This is a genomic window from Marinobacter mobilis (genome assembly GCF_900106945.1).
Lineage (GTDB): Bacteria > Pseudomonadota > Gammaproteobacteria > Pseudomonadales > Oleiphilaceae > Marinobacter > Marinobacter mobilis.
In genome coordinates, this window is record NZ_FNNE01000006.1 from 84,843 (window position 1) to 103,772 (window position 18,930).

At 58.8% G+C, this 18,930-nt stretch carries 21 protein-coding genes; 19 read left to right on the forward strand and 2 right to left on the reverse strand.

Features of this window, described 5'->3' with window-relative positions:
* The first annotated feature begins 16 nt into the window (after positions 1-16).
* From BLV11_RS10565 to BLV11_RS10630, 14 genes are all read left to right on the forward strand, one after another.
* Positions 17-829 carry a MinD/ParA family protein gene (locus BLV11_RS10565; protein WP_091813491.1) on the forward strand — a complete coding sequence of 271 codons (813 nt, stop codon included), beginning with the start codon at positions 17-19 and terminating at the stop codon, positions 827-829.
* A 36-nt stretch (positions 830-865) separates the two neighbouring features.
* On the forward strand, positions 866-1,606 hold the full coding sequence (locus BLV11_RS10570) for an RNA polymerase sigma factor FliA (protein WP_091813495.1): 741 nt from the start codon (positions 866-868) through the stop codon (positions 1,604-1,606).
* A 170-nt stretch (positions 1,607-1,776) separates the two neighbouring features.
* Complete coding sequence (cheY, locus tag BLV11_RS10575) at positions 1,777-2,160, forward strand: chemotaxis response regulator CheY (protein ID WP_091813498.1); 384 nt, start codon at positions 1,777-1,779, stop codon at positions 2,158-2,160.
* Between the two features lie 21 nt (positions 2,161-2,181).
* Positions 2,182-2,976 carry a protein phosphatase CheZ gene (locus BLV11_RS10580; protein ID WP_091813501.1) on the forward strand — a complete coding sequence of 265 codons (795 nt, stop codon included), beginning with the start codon at positions 2,182-2,184 and terminating at the stop codon, positions 2,974-2,976.
* A 12-nt stretch (positions 2,977-2,988) separates the two neighbouring features.
* Positions 2,989-5,085: a chemotaxis protein CheA gene (locus tag BLV11_RS10585; RefSeq protein WP_091813504.1), complete on the forward strand. Its 2,097-nt coding sequence runs from the start codon at positions 2,989-2,991 to the stop codon at positions 5,083-5,085.
* Positions 5,086-5,138: 53 nt separating this feature from the next.
* Positions 5,139-6,293 carry a protein-glutamate methylesterase/protein-glutamine glutaminase gene (locus tag BLV11_RS10590; RefSeq protein WP_091813508.1) on the forward strand — a complete coding sequence of 385 codons (1,155 nt, stop codon included), beginning with the start codon at positions 5,139-5,141 and terminating at the stop codon, positions 6,291-6,293.
* Positions 6,293-7,033, forward strand: coding sequence for a flagellar motor protein (locus BLV11_RS10595; protein ID WP_091813510.1), 741 nt, complete (start codon positions 6,293-6,295; stop codon positions 7,031-7,033). Before BLV11_RS10590 ends, BLV11_RS10595 begins: the two co-directional genes overlap by 1 nt.
* Positions 7,034-7,073: 40 nt before the next feature.
* Entirely contained in the window at positions 7,074-7,856 is a 783-nt protein-coding gene (motD, locus tag BLV11_RS10600) for a flagellar motor protein MotD (RefSeq protein ID WP_091813513.1), read from the forward strand.
* 190 nt (positions 7,857-8,046) lie between these two features.
* On the forward strand, positions 8,047-8,835 hold the full coding sequence (locus BLV11_RS10605; protein WP_091813516.1) for a ParA family protein: 789 nt from the start codon (positions 8,047-8,049) through the stop codon (positions 8,833-8,835).
* Between the two features lie 57 nt (positions 8,836-8,892).
* Positions 8,893-9,726, forward strand: coding sequence for a chemotaxis protein CheW (locus tag BLV11_RS10610; RefSeq protein WP_091813518.1), 834 nt, complete (start codon positions 8,893-8,895; stop codon positions 9,724-9,726).
* A 135-nt stretch (positions 9,727-9,861) separates the two neighbouring features.
* A complete protein-coding gene (locus tag BLV11_RS10615) occupies positions 9,862-10,350 on the forward strand; it encodes a chemotaxis protein CheW (RefSeq protein WP_091813522.1) in 489 nt (162 codons plus the stop codon).
* A gap of 62 nt (positions 10,351-10,412) precedes the next feature.
* Complete coding sequence (locus BLV11_RS10620) at positions 10,413-10,805, forward strand: DUF2802 domain-containing protein (RefSeq protein ID WP_091813525.1); 393 nt, start codon at positions 10,413-10,415, stop codon at positions 10,803-10,805.
* A 60-nt stretch (positions 10,806-10,865) separates the two neighbouring features.
* Positions 10,866-13,127, forward strand: a complete 2,262-nt coding sequence (locus tag BLV11_RS10625) for an ATPase, T2SS/T4P/T4SS family (protein ID WP_091813528.1) — start codon at positions 10,866-10,868, stop codon at positions 13,125-13,127.
* A 5-nt stretch (positions 13,128-13,132) separates the two neighbouring features.
* Positions 13,133-14,230 carry an ATP-binding protein gene (locus tag BLV11_RS10630; RefSeq protein ID WP_091813531.1) on the forward strand — a complete coding sequence of 366 codons (1,098 nt, stop codon included), beginning with the start codon at positions 13,133-13,135 and terminating at the stop codon, positions 14,228-14,230.
* 24 nt (positions 14,231-14,254) lie between these two features.
* Here BLV11_RS10630 and BLV11_RS10635 read toward each other — a convergent pair whose 3' ends face one another.
* Positions 14,255-14,554: an EscU/YscU/HrcU family type III secretion system export apparatus switch protein gene (locus tag BLV11_RS10635; RefSeq protein WP_091813534.1), complete on the reverse strand. Its 300-nt coding sequence runs from the start codon at positions 14,552-14,554 to the stop codon at positions 14,255-14,257.
* Positions 14,551-15,912, reverse strand: a complete 1,362-nt coding sequence (fliK, locus tag BLV11_RS10640) for a flagellar hook-length control protein FliK (protein WP_091813537.1) — start codon at positions 15,910-15,912, stop codon at positions 14,551-14,553. Before fliK ends, BLV11_RS10635 begins: the two co-directional genes overlap by 4 nt.
* 145 nt (positions 15,913-16,057) lie before the next feature.
* On the opposite strand from fliK, the gene ccmA reads away from it, so the two are divergent.
* Genes ccmA through ccmE form a run of 5 tightly spaced genes read left to right on the forward strand, consistent with a single transcriptional unit; the run spans position 16,058 to position 18,909 of the window.
* Positions 16,058-16,699, forward strand: a complete 642-nt coding sequence (ccmA, locus tag BLV11_RS10645; protein WP_091813542.1) for a cytochrome c biogenesis heme-transporting ATPase CcmA — start codon at positions 16,058-16,060, stop codon at positions 16,697-16,699.
* A 10-nt stretch (positions 16,700-16,709) separates the two neighbouring features.
* Positions 16,710-17,411: a heme exporter protein CcmB gene (gene ccmB, locus BLV11_RS10650; protein ID WP_091814102.1), complete on the forward strand. Its 702-nt coding sequence runs from the start codon at positions 16,710-16,712 to the stop codon at positions 17,409-17,411.
* A gap of 21 nt (positions 17,412-17,432) precedes the next feature.
* Complete coding sequence (locus tag BLV11_RS10655) at positions 17,433-18,197, forward strand: heme ABC transporter permease (RefSeq protein WP_425433827.1); 765 nt, start codon at positions 17,433-17,435, stop codon at positions 18,195-18,197.
* Between the two features lie 4 nt (positions 18,198-18,201).
* Entirely contained in the window at positions 18,202-18,429 is a 228-nt protein-coding gene (gene ccmD, locus BLV11_RS10660; RefSeq protein WP_091813549.1) for a heme exporter protein CcmD, read from the forward strand.
* A 21-nt stretch (positions 18,430-18,450) separates the two neighbouring features.
* A complete protein-coding gene (gene ccmE / locus BLV11_RS10665) occupies positions 18,451-18,909 on the forward strand; it encodes a cytochrome c maturation protein CcmE (RefSeq protein WP_091813552.1) in 459 nt (152 codons plus the stop codon).
* The last annotated feature ends 21 nt before the right edge of the window (positions 18,910-18,930 follow it).

The window sequence follows — 18,930 nt, forward strand, 5'->3', positions numbered from 1 at the left end:
AGAGACAAAAGTCAGTATGAGCAAAGCACATCCGGTTCAGGTGATTGCGGTATCCGGCGGCAAAGGTGGCGTTGGCAAGAGCAATGTCTCGGTCAACCTGGGAATTGCCCTGGCCCAGAAAGGGCGTAGGGTTGTCCTGCTTGATGCAGACCTCGGCCTTGCCAATATCGACGTATTGCTGGGTCTTACGGCCAATCACAACCTTGCTGATGTACTGGCTGGCGAATGCGATATCCGCGATGTTCTGGTGGATGGGCCCGGCGGCATCAAGATTGTTCCGGCCTCCTCAGGCACCCAGAAAATGACCCAGTTGTCGGCGATGGAACATGCTGGCCTGATCAATGCGTTCAGCGAGCTGGGCGACCAGATCGACGTTCTGATTGTCGATACCGCGGCCGGTATTTCAGAATCGGTTGTCAGTTTCCTTCGTGCCTCTCAGGAACTTCTGCTGGTGGTATGTGACGAGCCCACGTCCATTACCGACGCCTACGCCCTGATCAAGCTGATGAACCGCGACTATGGGGTTAACCGTTTCCGTATCCTTGCGAACCAGGTCCGTACCGAACAGGAAGGTCGCCATCTGTTTAACAAACTGACCCGGGTCACTGAGAGATTCCTTGATGTCGCGCTACAATACACAGGAATGGTGCCTTACGATGAAGCGGTGAAGAAGGCGGTTCAGCGTCAGCGTGCCGTACTGGACGCCTATCCCCGTGCCAAGGCATCGTTGGCGATCAGGGCGCTGGCCGATCAGGTTGATAACTGGCCATTGCCGTCCTCACCGAGAGGACATCTTGAGTTCTTTGTTGAACGACTCGTTGAGGCCTGAGCTTCATCCCGTTACTGCTAATCCGGTTACAGAACATTGGCTAGAAACCTGGGTATCTATCAGAGAACGGCAGCCGGCCAAGCCCATCAGCTTGTGGAAAGCCATGCGCCGCTGGTGAAGAAAATTGCATTGCACCTGCTGGCCAGGCTGCCTGACTCGGTTCAACTTGATGATCTGATGCAGGCTGGCATGATCGGTCTGCTCGAAGCTGCCCAGAAATACCAGCCCACCAAGGGCGCTTCCTTTGAAACCTACGCCGGCATCCGTATTCGTGGTGCCATCGTGGACGAGATTCGCAAGGGCGACTGGGTGCCACGATCGGTGCACCGCAATGCCCGGCGGGTATCGGAGGCGATTCGTGCGATCGAGAGCCGGATGGGGCGGGAAGCCCAGGATGTGGAAGTCGCGGAAGAGCTCGGCATGACCATGGACGAGTATCATTCCTGCCTGAACGATGCCAACGGCGGACGACTTTTTAGCCTCGATGAGCTCAATGAATCCGGCGACGTGCCGTTAGAAGAATCAGATGGCTCAGATAATCCGCTGCAGGGCATTACGTCCCACGCCTTCCGCACCAGCCTCGCGGAAGCCATTGAAGGTTTGCCTGAGCGGGAAAAACTGGTGCTGAGCCTGTATTACCAGGAAGAACTCAACCTGAAGGAGATCGGGGCGATCCTGGAAGTCAGTGAAAGCCGGGTCAGCCAGATCCACAGTCAGGCCGCCATGCGATTACGGGCAAGATTGTCGGATTGGCAAAACAGCCCGGACGGTGAGTGACCGTCACTCTGTTGTAGCTTTTGGTAACTGCCGCTTTACAAGTCGGTGAAAGGCCACACAATACAGGGTGTGCGAGCGACGGCCTGCTAGAATTTGAAAGGGGTTCGGGGTGTCCGGCAAGCGACCGGAGTCTGCCCAGGAATGCCGGGTGTTATTAACTGGAGGTCCCTTTGGACAAAAACATGAAAATCCTGATTGTGGACGATTTCTCCACAATGCGACGGATCATCAAGAACCTGCTGCGTGATCTTGGGTTCACCAATACCGACGAGGCCGACGATGGCAACACGGCGTTGCCAATGTTGAAAAGCGGCAAATATGACTTCCTGGTAACCGATTGGAACATGCCAGGCATGACCGGTATTGAGTTGCTCAAGCACGTACGCGCGGACGACAGCCTCAAAACCCTGCCGGTGCTGATGGTTACGGCAGAGGCCAAGCGTGATCAGATCGTGGCAGCCGCTCAGGCTGGTGTTAACGGTTACGTTGTAAAGCCATTTACCGCAGCGGTACTGAAAGAAAAGATCGAGAAAATCTTCGAACGAATTCAGTGATATCGGGTCGGAAGAGCTCCCATGAGCAATAATAACGAAGACCATAAAGGCCTCGACCCGGAAGCAATTGAAAAGCTTCGGAGCCAGGCTGCAGAACTGATGGAACAGGTCGATGCGGGTAACTATGCCCGCGCCATGACCCTGATCAGTGACCTGGGCGAAGTTCGGGATCAGAGCCTGTACCGCGAAGTCGGGCGGCTGACCCGCAGCCTCCATGAAGCGATTCGCAATTTCCAGATCGATCCCCGTAACGCCGAACAGCAGGAAGCACTGTCGAAAATGACCGATGCGTCTGACCGACTGGAATACGTCGTGCAGATGACTGGTAAGGCGGCCAACCGGACCATGGACCTGGTTGAAGAAACCATGCCCAAAGCTTTGGCCCTCAAGGAACAAGCGGCAGAATTCCGGGATGATTGGCTGCGTATCCGCCGCCGTGAGATGGAACCCCAGGAATTTCGGGACCTGTACGGCCGCATCGACAATTTCTTCGTCAGCCTGACGGAAGAGGCCGATACCATTCACGGCAACCTGTCAGAAATTCTGCTGGCCCAGGACTTCCAGGATCTGACCGGGCAGGTCATCCAGAAAGTGACTGCCCTGGTGAAGGAAGTGGAAGATCATCTGCTCAATCTTGTAGTCATGGCGAGCCATGTAGATCAGCTTACCGGCACTATTCACGAGCTCGAAGAACAGGAAGAACAGGAAGAATCTCCCGACAAGGGCCATGGTCCGCAGATTAATGCCGCGGAGCGTTCTGATGTGGTTTCTGGGCAGGACGACGTGGATGACCTGTTGTCCAGTCTCGGTTTCTAAGTGAGGTAATGCATGGCATTCGATGCGGATGAAGAAATTCTTCAGGATTTTCTGGTAGAAGCGGGCGAAATACTGGAAAAACTGTCCGAACAGCTGGTGGATCTTGAACAGAACCCGGACGACAGCGATCTGCTGAATGCCATCTTCCGGGGCTTCCATACCGTCAAGGGCGGTGCCGGTTTCCTGCAGCTGGACGCTTTGGTCAGCTGTTGTCACTCAGCGGAAAACGTCTTTGACACGCTTCGGAATCATAAGCGGCGGGTGGATTCTGAATTGATGGACGTTGTCCTGCAGGCGCTGGACAACGTCAATGCCATGTTTGATCAGGTGAGAAGCCGGGAAGAACCAACCCCGGCGCCAGCTGAACTGATCGCTGCACTGGACCAGTTTGCCGAGCCGGAAGGTACCGCCGCCGTTGAGCCTGTCGCGGTACCACAGGATCAGGCCCCCAATTCCGCTGCCGAAGGCGAGCAGGGCGGAGATATTACCGACGAAGAATTCGAGCAGTTACTGGATGCCCTCGACGGCGGCAAGCCAGAGGGCGGAGCTGAGCCTGCGGGTGAGTCAGACGTGTCCGAAGGGAACGGCGACGACATCACAGACGATGAATTTGAAGCCCTGCTCGACGAACTCCATGGCAAGGGACAGTTTGCGGGTGTGCCGGAATCTGCCTCTGCCGATGAGGCGAGTGAGCCTGAACCTGACGGCTCCAAAGCCGCCGGTGACCTGATCACCGATGATGAATTCGAGGCGCTGTTGGACGATCTTCACGGAAAGGGCGGTAGCCCCACCGGGGGTGCTAGCGCACAGGAGGAAGCCGGTGAACCGAAAGCGGAGCCGGTTCCTCAGCCTCAGCCAGCCCCTCAACCAAAACCGAAGCCAGAGCCGGCCAAGCCGGTAGCTGCCCGTTCTGGCGCTGAAGGGGGGGCTTCAGCCCCGGCTCCGGCGGCAGAGACCACGGTACGGGTGGATACCAAACGCCTTGATGACATCATGAACATGGTGGGTGAGCTGGTTCTGGTCCGTAACCGGTTACAGCGTCTTGGGGCTGAAAGCGAAGACGAACAGATGCAGAAGGCGGTCTCCAACCTGGACGTGGTGACCACGGATCTCCAGTCCGCCGTTATGCAGACCCGCATGCAACCGATCAAGAAAGTGTTCGGCCGCTTCCCGCGAGTCGTCCGGGACCTCGCCAGGAATCTCAAGAAAGAGATCAATCTGGTGATGCACGGGGAAGACACCGATCTCGACAAGAACCTGGTAGAAGCGCTGGCAGACCCCTTGGTGCACCTGGTTCGCAATTCGGTGGATCATGGTATCGAGGCCCCGGATGTCCGGGAAGCGGCAGGCAAGCCACGGGTAGGGCGGGTCACACTGTCGGCTGAACAGGAAGGTGACCATATCTTACTGGTCATTGAAGACGACGGCGCCGGTATGGATCCCGAGAAGCTGCGCCAGAAGGCCGTGGAAAAGGGCCTGTACGATCAGGACGCGGCTGATCGCCTGACGCCCACCGAATGCTACAACCTGATTTTTGCGGCCGGCTTCTCCACCAAGGAGGAGATTTCCGACGTTTCCGGCCGTGGCGTGGGCATGGATGTGGTCAAGACCAAGATTGGTCAGCTCAACGGCATGATCAATGTCGAGTCAGCGCTTGGCAAAGGCTCGCGTATTGTGATCAAGGTGCCGCTCACCCTGGCCATCATGCCAACGCTGATGATCATGCTGGGCGACCAGTCCTTTGCGCTGCCGCTGGTGAATGTGGTGGAAATCTTTCACCTTGACCTCAGCAAAACCAATGTGGTCGATGGCCGCGAATGTATCGTGGTGCGGGACAAGGTTTTCCCGCTGTTCCACATCAAGCGCTGGCTGGTGAAAGGCGCTGCGGGCGAGCCGCAGCCGGAGAATGCGCACGTGGTCATTGTTGCCATGGGCACCAAGCGGGTCGGATTTGTGGTGGACCAACTGGTAGGGCAGGAAGAAGTGGTGATCAAGCCGCTGGGTCGGGCTCTGCAGGGCACCCCCGGCATGGCCGGAGCCACAATCACTGGCGATGGCCGCATTGCGCTGATCATTGATGTGCCCAGCCTGTTGCAGCACTACGGCTGAGCCGGTAGCGCAACGTTTTGAGCACGGACACACATACATGAAAGGAGGAGTGAATGACGGTTTCAGTTCTGGTCGTTGATGACTCAAGCTTTTTCCGCAAGCGACTGACTGAGATCCTCAATGCCTCCGGTAATATCAAGGTTGTCGGTGTTGCCAGCAATGGCCGCGAAGGGGTCGAGCTGGCGGAAAAGCTGAAACCTGACGTCATCACCATGGACTACGAAATGCCGGTCATGGATGGCATTTCCGCAGTCCGGGAAATCATGAAGCGCCGGCCAACCCCGGTATTGATGTTTTCCTCTCTGACCTACGAAGGCGCCCGGGTGACCCTTGATGCGCTCGAGGCTGGCGCGGTGGATTTCCTGCCCAAGAACTTCGAGGAAATTGCCCGCGACAGTAGCGAGCTGCAAAGAATCCTCAAGGATCGAATCATCGACGTTGCCGGCAGCCACCCAGGTGCACGGCCGACAGCGCCAGCCTCCAGACCGGCAACAGCCGTCAGGCCAGCGCAGACACCTGAAAGTGACCCGGTCCGTTCACAGCCCGCAGCTCTGGTACCCCGACCCGGCTCCCCGGCTCGGTCTCAGGCGCCGGCAAGGCCCGCCGCACAGCCTGCGTCAGCAAGGACGCCCGCCCGAAACTACAGCGTGGTGGCCATTGGCACGTCCACGGGCGGCCCGATTGCCCTGCAGCGGGTTCTGATGGCGCTGCCGGCCAATTTTCGCGCCCCGATCGTGCTGGTTCAGCATATGCCTGCCAGTTTCACGCCTGCCTTTGCAGATCGCCTCAACAAGCTGTGCCAGATAGAGGTTCGGCAGGCCGAGGAAGGCGACGTACTGAAGCCGGGACTGGCGTTGCTCGCTCCCGGTGGCAAGCAGATGATGATCGAGAACCGGGGGGGGCAGGGCCGGGTGAGGATCCTTCCCGGCGATGATCGCTTGAACTACAAGCCCTGTGTCGATGTCACCTTTGGTTCTCTGGCAAAGAGTTTCCCTGGCAAGACCCTGGGCATCATCCTGACGGGGATGGGCGCGGATGGCCGCGAAGGTTGTCGCCTGATGAAGCAGGCCGGGTCTGTGGTTTGGGCGCAGGATGAACAGAGTTCAGTGATCTATGGTATGCCCATGGCGGTGGCCAAGGCCGGTCTGGCTGACGAAATCCTGCCATTGGACAGTGTTGGCTCCCGCCTTTTGGACGGGGTCAGCTGATGGATATCCTCAGCCTGCTGGGCATCATCCTCGCGTTTGCCGCCATCCTCGGGGGAAACCTGCTGGAAGGTGGTGTGCTGAGTTCGTTGTTCAATGGCCCGGCAGCATTGATTGTCGTAGGGGGCACCTTTGCCGCAACCATTCTGCAGACGTCCTGGCCGGTGCTGAAGCGGGCTTTTATACAGGTGCGTTGGGTGTTTGTTCCCCCTTACATCGGTATGGAAGACGGCATTGGCAAGGTCATCGACTGGAGCGTTAAGTCCAGAAAGCAGGGCCTGCTGGGGTTGGAGGGTCTGGCTGAGCGTGAGCCCGAACGTTTTGCCCGTAAAGGCCTGCAGCTGCTGGTGGATGGCGCAGAAACCGAAACCATCCGCAGTATCCTGGAAGTGGACCTCGAAAACCGCGAGCAGCGTGACGTCGATTCCGCCAAGGTGTTTGAGGCCATGGGGGGCTATGCACCCACCATCGGTATCATCGGTGCGGTTATGGGATTGATCCAGGTGATGACCAATCTGGAAGATCCGGCAACCCTGGGCAGCGGGATTGCGACGGCTTTTGTCGCAACCATTTATGGAGTTGCCCTTGCTAACCTGCTGTTTTTCCCTGTAGCCAACAAGCTGCGTAGCCTGACGCGGGAGCGATCGCGTTATGAGGATATGATGATCGACGGGATTGTTGCGATTGCGGAAGGCGAAAATCCGCGTTCGATCGAGCTGCGTCTTCGTGGTTTCCTGCCCTGATTAGTCGGGCAGGTGATCCTTTCCGTCCGGGAGCTGACCAATGAGACGACCGAGAACGTCCGAAGACGACCAGCATAACCGCGAACGCTGGCTCATTTCCTACGCCGATTTCATCACCCTGTTGTTCGGTTTCTTCGTTGTGATGTACTCGGTGTCCTCGGTGAACGAAGGCAAATACAAGGTTTTGTCCGATACCCTGACCGGGGTCTTCAACGCGCCTCAGCGTTCCGTCAATCCGATTGAGGTGGGACAGGAAGTGACGCTTACGCCGCCAGCGGATACCCAGGCGGTGATTCCGCCAGTAGTGACCGAAGCGCCGGTGAATCCGGTCGAGGACGAGCGCGCCAGAACTCAGGCGCTCCAGGACATGTCGCTGCAATTTTCCATGGCGTTCGACGAACTGATTGCCCAGGGTGTGGTAACGATGGAGGTCAGTGAGCGCTGGCTGGAACTGAGTCTTCGCAACAGCCTCCTGTTTGGTAGTGGTGATGCAGAACCTCACTATGACGCGTTCGAAGTGATCGAAAAAATTGCCTCAGTCCTGCGTCAGCGGGATAACGCCGTGCGGGTTGAAGGCTTTACCGACAACCAGCCAATCCGAACCGGGGTCTATCCATCAAACTGGGAGTTATCCACGGCCCGCGCTGCAACGCTGGTGCGAATGCTGACCATGGAAGGTATAGATCCCCAGCGTCTGGCAGCCGTTGGCTACGGTGAATTTCAGCCGGTGGCTCGCAACGACACTGAAGATGGTCGCCGACGTAATCGGCGGGTGGTGTTGCTGATCTCCAGGGATGCCAGTATCCGCGGCGCGATGCGCTGATCTTCCGGCTTTTCCGCTCTGTCTCCAAGGCCGTTGCGGCCAAGTTGGCACGGATTCTGTATTTTCTCCTGAGACACAGGCAGTTGAGGCAATTTCTTGCCGTTCATTGTTAGGGCTGTTGCAGTCGAACAGCTGAAGTTTCTTCGGGTATTGCCGATACTGTTAGTTAGAGACACATGGGGAGCACAACGTGCGAATCTGGGCCGTAGCCAATCAGAAAGGTGGAGTGGGAAAGACGACGTCTGTCGTGACGCTGGGTGGTTTGCTGGCGGAGCGGGGCAAGCGGGTGCTGGTGGTGGACCTGGATCCTCATGGCTCGCTGACCAGCTGGTTTGGTTATGACCCGGACACCATAGCCCATAGCGTTTTTGACCTGTTTCAGCACCAGGGTAAGGTGCCTGACGGCTTGCCGGCACAGCTGATTACCGAGACCAGTTGCAAGGGGCTATCGCTGCTTCCCGCCAGTACTGCCCTGGCGACGCTGGAGCGGCGGATGGTCGGTGTCGAAGGCATGGGGCTGATTGTTTCCCGGGCCCTGGCCCAGCTCTGGGATGACTTCGATTATGTGCTGCTGGATAACACCCCGTCCCTGGGGGTGCTGATGGTGAATGCCCTGGCGGCTGCCCAGCATCTGATTATTCCCGTTCAGACAGAGTTTCTGGCGATCAAGGGGCTGGAGCGCATGCTGCATACCCTGGAAATGGTCATGCGTTCCCAGAAGAATCCGTTGCCCTATCTCATCGTTCCCACCATGTTTGACCGCCGCACCCAGGCCTCCGTCAAAAGTCTGAACCTGCTTCGAAAAACCTATCCTGACCGGCTCTGGCGTTTTGCCGTTCCGGTGGACACCAAGTTCCGGGACGCCAGCCAGGCGGGCGTCATACCATCGGCGGTGGATCGTGAAAGTCATGGCATCAGGGCCTATCGCCATTTGTTGGACGAGTTGCTGGCGCGGACAGAGTCCGCAGAGGTCCGCTGATGGCTGACGGAAATTTGACACGACGTGCCGGGGCGATGGTTCGGGAGGAGAGGGGTTATGTCCTCGTCCCGTGATACCGACCTGGCCACACCGGAAGTGGCGCTTGCCAGTTACCTGGATGATCTACTGCACACAGCAACAGATGCTGCGCTGAAAGACGAGGCGCAAGCAGAACCAGAGTTGCTGCAGGCAAAGCCGGTGGAGGAAACACGACCCGAACCTGAGCCGGAACCTGAGCCGGAACCTGAGGTGCCCGCGGAACCGGAGCCAGAATCTAAGCCCCAGGTGATAGCGCAACCGGCGGTGACGGAGACGCAGGTTACGCCAGTGGTCGCGCAGGAATCAGCGCCTGCGCCGGTCGTTGCCCGGAAAATAGCGTCTGCATCGACTCCGGATGTGCCCGCTGGTGGTGAGCCGGTCGGGCGACCGGAATGGTCAGAACGTCCGTTTGAATGCCTGATATTCCGGGTCGCGGGGCTGCAGTTGGCGGTGCCGCTGATTCTCCTCGGCGCGATTCACCGGCTGGAAGACGGGATCAAGGCGATGCCCGGTAGCCCGCGCTGGTACATGGGCATCCTGCCAGGCAAGGATCATAATCTCAGAGTGGTGGATTCGGCAGAGTGGATCATGGCCGGAAGGGGCCCCGACAACGCCCGTGAGAACTACCGCTTTGTTATTCGTCTGGATCAGAGCGAATGGGCGCTGGCCTGTGATGATGTAGCCCAGTCGTTCACGTTGAATCCTGACGATGTGCGCTGGCGGACATCACGCAGCAAGCGGCCCTGGCTCGCTGGCACGGTGATCAAACAGATGTGCGCACTGCTTGATGTGGGAACCATGGCGGAGCTGCTGGCGAGAGCCGAGCGCGAACAGCACCTCAATATGGAATAGAACACATCGGTTACTGAATGAAACCGTGCACGACTGGCACGGTTTGTGCCCTTAACTATAGTATTGGGCACTGATGATGATTTTTTGACGATCAGGTTGCCCGCAGCGGGTGGCCTACCCAGGAGAATTGGCTATATGGCATCCCAAAGCGGTCAGCAGAATCAGTCCCAGGATGATCAGGTACTCCAGTACGTGACCTTCCGGCTGGACGATGAAACCTACGGAATCGATGTGATGCAGATCCAGGAAGTTCTGCGTTACACCGAAATAGCACCGGTCCCGGGCGCTCCCGATTACGTGCTGGGTATCATCAACCTGCGAGGCAATGTCGTGACGGTGATTGATACCCGTCGTCGTTTTGGCCTTGCAGAGGCGGAAGTGACCGATGCCACCCGCATCGTGGTCATGGAGTCTGCCAACCAGGTGATGGGTATATTGGTGGATTCTGTTGCGGAGGTGGTGTACCTGAAATCCAGCGAAATTGAGACGGCACCGAACGTGGGTAACGAGGAAAGCGCCAAGTTTATCCAGGGTGTCTGCAACAAGAACGGCGAACTCATCATTCTGGTGGAGTTCGACAAGATGCTGTCAGACCACGAATGGGCGGAAATCGCAGGACTCTGATCCCCTCAGGGCAAGGGTGTCTGGCGAATCCCAGGGTGGTCGTAATCGGAGGTAATCCTGTGATGAGTGAGCAATGGACAACCCTGGCCCCCTGGCTCTTTTCTTCAGTGGTGCTGGTACTGCTGTTGGTTCAGACGGTCATTTCCCAGCTCCAGATCCGCACGTTGCGTTCGCAGCTAAAGTCACGGTGTGACAGCCTTGGCCGCGAGCTGCATGCCAGTGGTAGTGGCAATATTGGCATGGGCCATCGGGTGGTTGCCTGCGAGCGCAAACTCCATGAGTTGGCCACCACCGTTGATGAAATGCGTCAGAACGATCCCCTGCGGATTTCCTACGACGAAGCCTCGCGGCTGGTCGAGTTGGGCGCGGACATCGACGACCTGATGAACACCTGTGGCATCTCCCGACCCGAAGCTGAGCTGGTTTCCGCCTTGCGTCGCAAGCAGGTTGCGTGATACTCAATACCCTGGATCACTGTTAACGGGTTAACCTGTAACATACTAGGGTCAAAACGCATGGCGTCAGTTTCCCCGCGGGTTGCAGAGGCGGTTGCCTCAGTTTCCCGAAAGGATTTTGTGTTTTCCTCAGACCTGACCTCCACGGTGTCCGGTCGTTCCATCCCCCGTGAAGATATCGTCCGTCATATTCTTGGCATGGTGCCCGAGATTGAGCCCACCCAGGTCGTGATGCATGTGGGCGGTGGCGCCGGGTACCTGGCGGCAGTTCTGGCTCACCTCGCCAATCGTGTCTTTTACGTCGAAAAAAATCCGGTTGTGGCTGAGGCCGCCCGGGAACGCTTTTTCAAGCTGGGCATCACAAATGTCGATGTGATTGACCAGTCTGCGCAATCCGGCTTTGAGCTGGATGAACCCTGTGACGTCATCCTGGTCACAACATTCTTGCCAGACCGTATGGCGCTGTTGCCATACCTCCGGGAAGGCGGCGCGCTGTTGCTGATCGAGGGCAAGGGCGGGCCGGTGCCCAGTCTGACTATGTATCGCCGCGAAGAGCAGGCTCTCAAGCGTATCCGCACCCTCGGCTGGATCGATTTCAACCGCAATACTGAACAGATTCTGATCGACATGGGGCTGGTCAGCGAGGACAGCCTTGCCAAGGCCAGGGAAGAGGCCATTATCTCAAACCGGCGTCTGCTGGATGTGCTGCGGGGTAAGCTCAAGCTGGAAGATGATGAGCTGTACCGGTCGCTGGCCAAGCAGCGCAACATGCCCTATGCCATGGCGGACGAGCTGCTGGAACGCCTGGACCCTCACCTCTTCGGCGTCTTCTCTCGTACATTTCTTGATCTCTCCCGGCTCATTCCTCTGTGGCAGGATGACCATCGCATCACGGTAGCCACCGATGACCCGGATGCGCGTGCGGATCAGTTGGAGCACATGACTCAGGGCAAGGCTGTGCATTGCCTGCTGGTGACGCCGACCGACTACCGCCGGCTCTGGTCTGCGCTGGATCTGACGGAGAAGGGCAACCAGTTTATCGCCGACAATACGGTGAGCGAGCCGGAACGCCATGAAATGACCTCCGAGCTGCTTGGGGCCGAGGACGGCAAGCACATCAGCCCGTACCTGGTGTCGGTGTACGAATCCATTTTGCTGGAAGCGGTCAGCGAGAAAGCCAGCGACATTCATATAGAACAGTACGGCGAACGGGTTCGGATTCGTCTGCGGGTCGATGGCGACCTTCATGAGCTCAATCAGTACCAGCTGACGCCGCGGGAGTTGCGCGGAGTGATCAATGTGATCAAGCTGCGAGCTGAACTGAACATTGCTGAACGACGGCTACCCCAGGGTGGGCGATCGCGGCTGAAGCTGGCAGATACCAGCTACGATCTGCGTATTCAGACCCAGCCGAGTCTGCACGGGGAGCACGCGATCATCCGCCTGTTACCCCAGACCGGGCGAGCCATGACCATTGCCGAACTCGGCATGTCTGCGATGATCGGGGAACAGTACCAGCGGCTGCTGGATAATCCGGCAGGCTTGGTCCTGGTGGTTGGGCCGACCGGCTCTGGCAAGTCCACCACCTTATACGCCGGCCTGCAGACCCTGGCTGATGACGGCCGCCGGAAGGTGATTTCCGTTGAGGACCCCATCGAGTATTCCATCGATAACGTCCAGCAGACACGGGTGCGTGCCGAGATAGGCTTCAATTTTGCCGATGCCATGCGGGCTTTCGTGCGTGAAGACCCGGACGTGATCATGGTTGGTGAGATTCGTGACAAGGAAACGGCGATAGAAGCCATGCGAGCCTCCCAGACCGGCCATGTGGTCCTGTCCACGCTGCATTGCAACGATGCGGTGGATGCGCTTCAGCGCCTCTATGACCTGGGTGTTCATCCCAATTCCATCGCCAGTGAGCTGCTGGCGGTGATCGCCCAGCGCCTCGCGAAACGGATCTGTGTCCACTGTCGTGAACCGGCCGAAGCGGATCCGGTGATTCTGGCGGAACTGTTCCCCAACGGGGTCCCTGATAATTTTCGCTGCTTCGAGGGGCGAGGCTGTCCCCAGTGCAATGATCGTGGCACCCATGGCCGGATCGGGGTGGTTGAATTCATGTTGGTGGATGCCGATATCCGCAACGCCATTTCCAGCCAGCCCCCCATCGGTGAATTGCGTTGGCGGGCACTGGATTCTGGTTTGGTGACCATGAGAGACAGCGCGCTGGATCATGTCATCAGCGGTGAGATTCCCTTATCCGAACTGCCACGTATCCTCCCGCGGGAGCGGATGGCACCAGAGCAGCGCGGTGGAAGGAGATAGTGACAATGAGCAACGACAGGGCGATTCAGCGACTGCCGGCAGAACTGGCCTATCAGGAAGAGCTGGTTCGGCTGGCTGCCGCAGACAGCTCACCGAAGCCAGAAGGCTGGCGAATGTCTCCTCTGGCGGTCGAGGCCTTTGTGCTGGGCGATTCCGAGCGCAAGACCGAGGCCAAGTTTGTGGCGGAGCGCACGCTGGTGCGTCGCATCATTGTCTCTTTGTGTACCAATCGCGGCTGTCTGCTGGTGGGGGAGCCTGGAACGGCCAAGTCGTGGCTGTCGGAACTGATCGCAGCGGCGGTATCCGGGGACTCGACCCTCGCCCTTCAGGGGGGGGCGGTGAATCAGGTCAACCAGCTGTTGTACAGCTGGAACGGCGCCGTGTTGGCCAGTAAGGGACCCTGCCCGGAAGCGTTGGTGCCCAGCCCGCTGCTGCGGGGCATGCAGGCCGGTCAGTTGGTGCGTTTCGAAGAACTGGCGCGATGCCCTCAGTCATTGCAGGACGCCTTGCTGTCTGTGCTGTCGGATCGGGTCGCGGTGATCCCCGAGTTGGCCGGGGCTGAGGGTGTGGTCCATGCCCGTGCGGGTTTTAACGTGATAGGTACCGCTAACAGTGTGGATGCAGGGCTGTTCCAGATGAGCGCGGCCCTCAAGCGGCGGATGGATTTCGAGGAAATACGGCCGATTTCCCGCATTGACGACGAGATTGCCGTGGTGCAGCGTGAACTTGCGAAAAGTAATCGACAGGCGGGGGTAGATGTCCCGCCGGACGACTCGGTACTGGAAGTGCTGGTGACCATGTTCCATGAGTTGCGCAACGGTCAGTCCCTTGACGGGCGCAGCACCGATCGTCTCTCCGGTGCCTCGCTGTCGACAGCCGAAGCCGTGTCGGTCGCCCATGCCACCAGTCTGAACGCCTGGTATTACGGCGACGGCCGCATGACCATCGAGCAGTTGATGAACCACATTGTCGGCTCGGCGCTCAAGGATCATCCGGAAGACCGGCGCCGGTTGATGCATTACTTCGAGACTGAAGTCGCCCAGCGGGACGGCAGCCACTGGCAGGAACTGTACCGCCACCGGACTCTGCTCAAAGGCTTGTAGGGCCCGGGGGCGGCGGAACGTGTGTCAGTCCTGGTCGTTGCTGCCCGAATCAGCGTCCGCTGGGGTCTTTCCCTGCAGGTTGAAGGCAAAGGCAAGAATTTCTGCAATCACCCGGTACAGGGTTTCCGGGATTTCGTCATTGAGTTCCAGCCGGCTCAGAATCCCCGCCAATTCGGCATTTTCATACAGCGGAACGCCATGGTCCCGGGCGATGCGGATGATCTCTTCGGCAAGTTCATCGGTGCCGGTGGCTGAGACGGTCGGTGCTTGCTGGCCATCATACTTAAGGGCAACGGCGGCCTGTCTGACAGGTTTCGGGTTCATGCCTTGATATCCACCAGTCGATGTTCCAGTTGCGTGCGGGCGCCACTCGGCTGGCCCTTGCGGCAGTCCAGATCAGTGACCTCCAGTCCCAGCTCGCTGAAGCTGCGGTGCAGCTCACCAATCTGGGCCTTGAGCTGGTTCAGGGTCGTGCTGCGCTCTGCCCAGACCAAGGCAGATACCTGCTGCTGACGCAGGGATACATCGAAATGCAGCGGGCCGAGGTCATCAAGGTCCATGGCCAGGGTAAGGCGCCATTCTGCGACCTGCTTCCGGGCCGAGGTTTCCTGTTGTTCCCGGTTCTCCCGCTCCTGTTCGATTTTCAGCTGTGCGATTCTTGGCTCGCCGGCATTGGTCAGCCACGGTAGCTCCAGTAACAAGGTGGCCGGAGGGGCGCCGTCGGCGGTGGTCCTGGCGCTTAGGGTCTGACTGTGTAACTGGTTGACCGAGACCCGGTTCAGCATACCAGCCAGCAGGCGCAGCATCTGAGCCACGGTGACCGGCTCGCTGCGGCTGATGGGGGCAGGGCTGGGGTGAAGGTTGGGAAATTGCAGGGGGGCCTGTACCAACTCCGGGCTGGTGAGCGGAGTCAGCCGGTTGAGGGGGTTCCCCTCTGCGCTATTGGCCGTGCCCCGGTCAGTCGCCAGGGCGGCGACTACGCGGGCCAGCGCCAGTTTCAGGTCGGCCAGGGCGGGGTCCGGTGAACGGCCCAGTCTGGCTTCGGCAAACAGTCCGCTTTCCGTCAGCCACTGACGGATCTGGTTGCTGGCGAATCCGGGTTGCGTATCGTTCAGCGTCGGCGCGGTTGCAAGTCCGGCCTGGGTAGGCAGGCGGGCGATGAGTTGCTGGATAGCGGAGCGGGCGGGTTCCGGTAGTGGTAGGAGCGGTGGTTTGCCCGGGCCAGGAACGTCAGGGCGCACGCCGTTCCTGGCTGCACCGAGCAACTGCGCCAGGCCGCTGTCCAGACGTTGTTGCCAGGGCAGGTGCTGGGCAAGGGCCTGTGCGATTCGGGCTTCCGGTGTCGCCGCAAGCTTGCCAAGCAGTTGCAATTCGTTGCCGACCCGCATCAGTTTTACCCAGTCACCGGGGGCCAGCCGGGTTTCGCCAATGGCGGCTTGAACCGTTAATGGCTTGCCGCGAAGATCCAGCACCAGCTGATCCACCTGACCTTCCACTTTCTGTAACACCTCTGCCACCCTGGCCAGCACGGTCGCGCGGTTGGCGATCTGCAGCTGGTCAAGCTGGATCCGGGCCTGCAGCAACAGCGCTGCGTTGGAGCCAGCGCTTTCCTTCGCCGGTGCGGCGGCGGAGACGCCCTGTTGCGGCATGGTGGTTGGTGTGCTGCCGTTGGGTACTTTCATCGTTACGTAATTGACAGGGGACAAAGGTAATCTTGTCCGGGTTTCGGTATACTACCGCGGTTTTTTTTATCCATGCCGTTGGCAGAGTTTTCTCCGGAACATTCCATGCTGATCATAGCGGCTTTGCCCCAGTTTTGAGGCCCCGATGTCTGAGCCCATGCTAAAGGCTGTCAATCTCCAGTGTGAACGTGGTGACCGTATCCTGTTTCAGGGCCTTGATGTGTCCATAGTGCCCGGGACTGTCACGCGTGTCGAGGGGCCCAACGGTGCGGGTAAAACCACGTTGCTGAGAATTCTCGCCGGGCTGAATGACAGCTACAGTGGTGAGGTGCTGTGGTGCGGCGAACCCCGTGCCTGGCACCGGGAAGCTTTCCACCGCAACTTGCTCTATATCGGCCATCGGCCAGGTATCAAACCGTTGCTGACACCGCTGGAAAACCTCCGTTCCCTGACGTCAGTCCGCCGGCCCCTGTCGGATGAGTCTCTCTGCCAGGCTCTGGACGGAACCGGTCTGCACGGGTATCACCACGCGCAGTGTCGCAGCCTGTCGGCCGGTCAGCAGCGTCGTGTTGCTCTTGCGCGCTTGCTGGTTTCTGACGAGCCGTTGTGGATCCTTGATGAGGCGTTTACCGCGCTGGACTACCACGGGGTGGCCGGGCTGGAACAGTTGCTAAGTGATCATGCGGCTTCTGGTGGCGCGGTGGTGATTACCACTCATCATGATCTTGACCTGCCCGGCATGCACCGGCTGCGCCTTGGGGCAGGGGAGGCAAGTCATGAACTCTGAGGCGCCCGAGATGACCCTGGCCGCAGTCAGGGTGCCGGTCTGGCGGGCGATGGCGGCCATCATTCGGCGGGACCTTCGGGCCAGCCTGCGCCAGCGTCAGGACCTGTTGAACCCGCTGCTGTTCTTTTTCATGGTGGTGACGCTGTTCCCCCTTGGTGTTAGCCCGGAAGTTTCATTTCTCCAGCAGGCGGGTACCGGTATCCTGTGGGTGGCGGCACTGCTATCGACGCTGTTGTCCCTGGATCACCTGTTTCGCCATGACTTCGATGACGGCACGCTGGAACAGATGATGCTCCAGCCACAGCCGCTGTTTTTGCTGGTGCTGGCGAAAAGCCTGGCGCATTGGCTGCTGACAGGGCTGCCGTTGGTGATGCTGGCACCGGTGCTTGGCATAATGTTGCATCTGGACGGGAACTCTATCGGAATATTGTGTCTAACGCTGCTGATCGGCACCCCGGTGCTGAGCCTGATTGGTGCGATCGGCGCCGCGTTGACCCTGGGATTGCGTGCCGGCGGGGTGTTGCTGTCGCTGTTGATCATTCCCCTGTACATTCCGGTGCTGATCTTTGGTACCGGAACGGTGGCAGCGGCGTCTAATGGTGCGCCGGTAGGAGGCTACCTCGCCCTGATGATGGCATTTCTGGTGCTGGCCGTTACACTGGCACCCTTTGCGTCAGCCGCAGCACTGAAGATCAGTCTGTCAAACAGCTAACGGGTAGCAGTTTATTTAGGTATTAACTTGATGTGGCAATTCATTCGGCAACTCTTCCATAAATTCGGTTCGCCCAAATGGTTTTACGGTATCGCGTCAAAAATGATGCCGTGGCTGTTGGCCATAGGATTGATCCTGCTTCTGGCGGGTTTGGTCTGGGGGTTGGCGTTTGCCCCGGCGGAACGTCTGCAGGGTAATAGCTATCGAATCATCTTCATTCATGTACCCAGTGCCTTCCTGGCTCAGTCGATCTACATCATGATGGCCGTCGCTGCGGTAGTGACCCTGGTGTGGCGGATGAAACTGGCTGACCTGTTTGTGCGGGCGGTGGCGCCTGTGGGTGCGGTGCTGACGTTCCTGGCGCTGTTCACCGGTGCAGTATGGGGGAAGCCCACCTGGGGCACGTGGTGGGTCTGGGATGCCCGCCTTACGTCCATGCTGATCCTGCTGTTCCTCTATTTCGGGGTGATTGTACTGATGTCGGCGATTGCCGATGAGAAGTCCTCCGCCCGTGGTGTTGCCGTTCTGGTACTGGTGGGCGTGGTCAATATCCCCATCATCAAGTACTCGGTGGAGTGGTGGAACACACTGCATCAGCCGGCCACCTTCAAACTTACCGAAAAACCTTCCATGGCCCCGGAGATGTGGGTTCCGTTGCTGTTTGCGGTACTGGGTCTTTACCTGCTCTTTGGCTGGCTGGCGTGTTTGCGCATGCAAACTGAAATTCTGAAACGGGAGCGCCGTACCCGGTGGGTCCGCGATCTGGCCGCGGCAGGGGGCAACTGACATCATGGCCTTTGACTCCATCTCTGCATTTATTGTCATGGGCGGCCACGGCCCTTACGTATGGACCTGCTATGCGGTCTTTGTCTTGGCCCTGCTGGGGCTGGGTGTGTGGTCCCGGCGCCAGCGCAACACGGTATTGCGTACCCAGAAACGCCAGATGGATCTGGAACAGAATGGCCGCGTCACCGACAAGCCGGCGCCAGCCTCCTTTACCCGAATTCACCCATCCTGATTATTGGTAGTTCAATTCATCATGCACCCGATACGAAAAAAGCGACTGACCATTATCCTGTTCCTGCTGGCCGGGCTGGCCATTGCTGTTGGCCTGACCACCTATGCCCTGCGCCAGAACATTAACCTGTTCTATGACCCCACCCAGATTGCCTCAGGGGAGGCACCTCTGGATGCCCGAATCCGTGCCGGAGGCATGGTCAAGCAAGGCTCCGTGGTCCGCAGTGATCAGGACTTGACGGTGGAGTTCGAGGTCACTGACTTTGTATCGTCGGTCACAGTGCGTTACACCGGTATTCTTCCGGACCTGTTTGACGAAGGGCAAGGCGTGGTCGCCATGGGACGTTTGCACCCCGACGGGGTGTTTGTGGCAGACCAGGTGCTGGCCAAGCACGATGAGAATTACATGCCGCCGGAAGTGAGCGATGCGCTCGAGAAGGCTGAGGCCAGTGGAGCCCGGGCTCCCGCCATGAACCAGTAGCCGAACACCGGCGCGGACAGA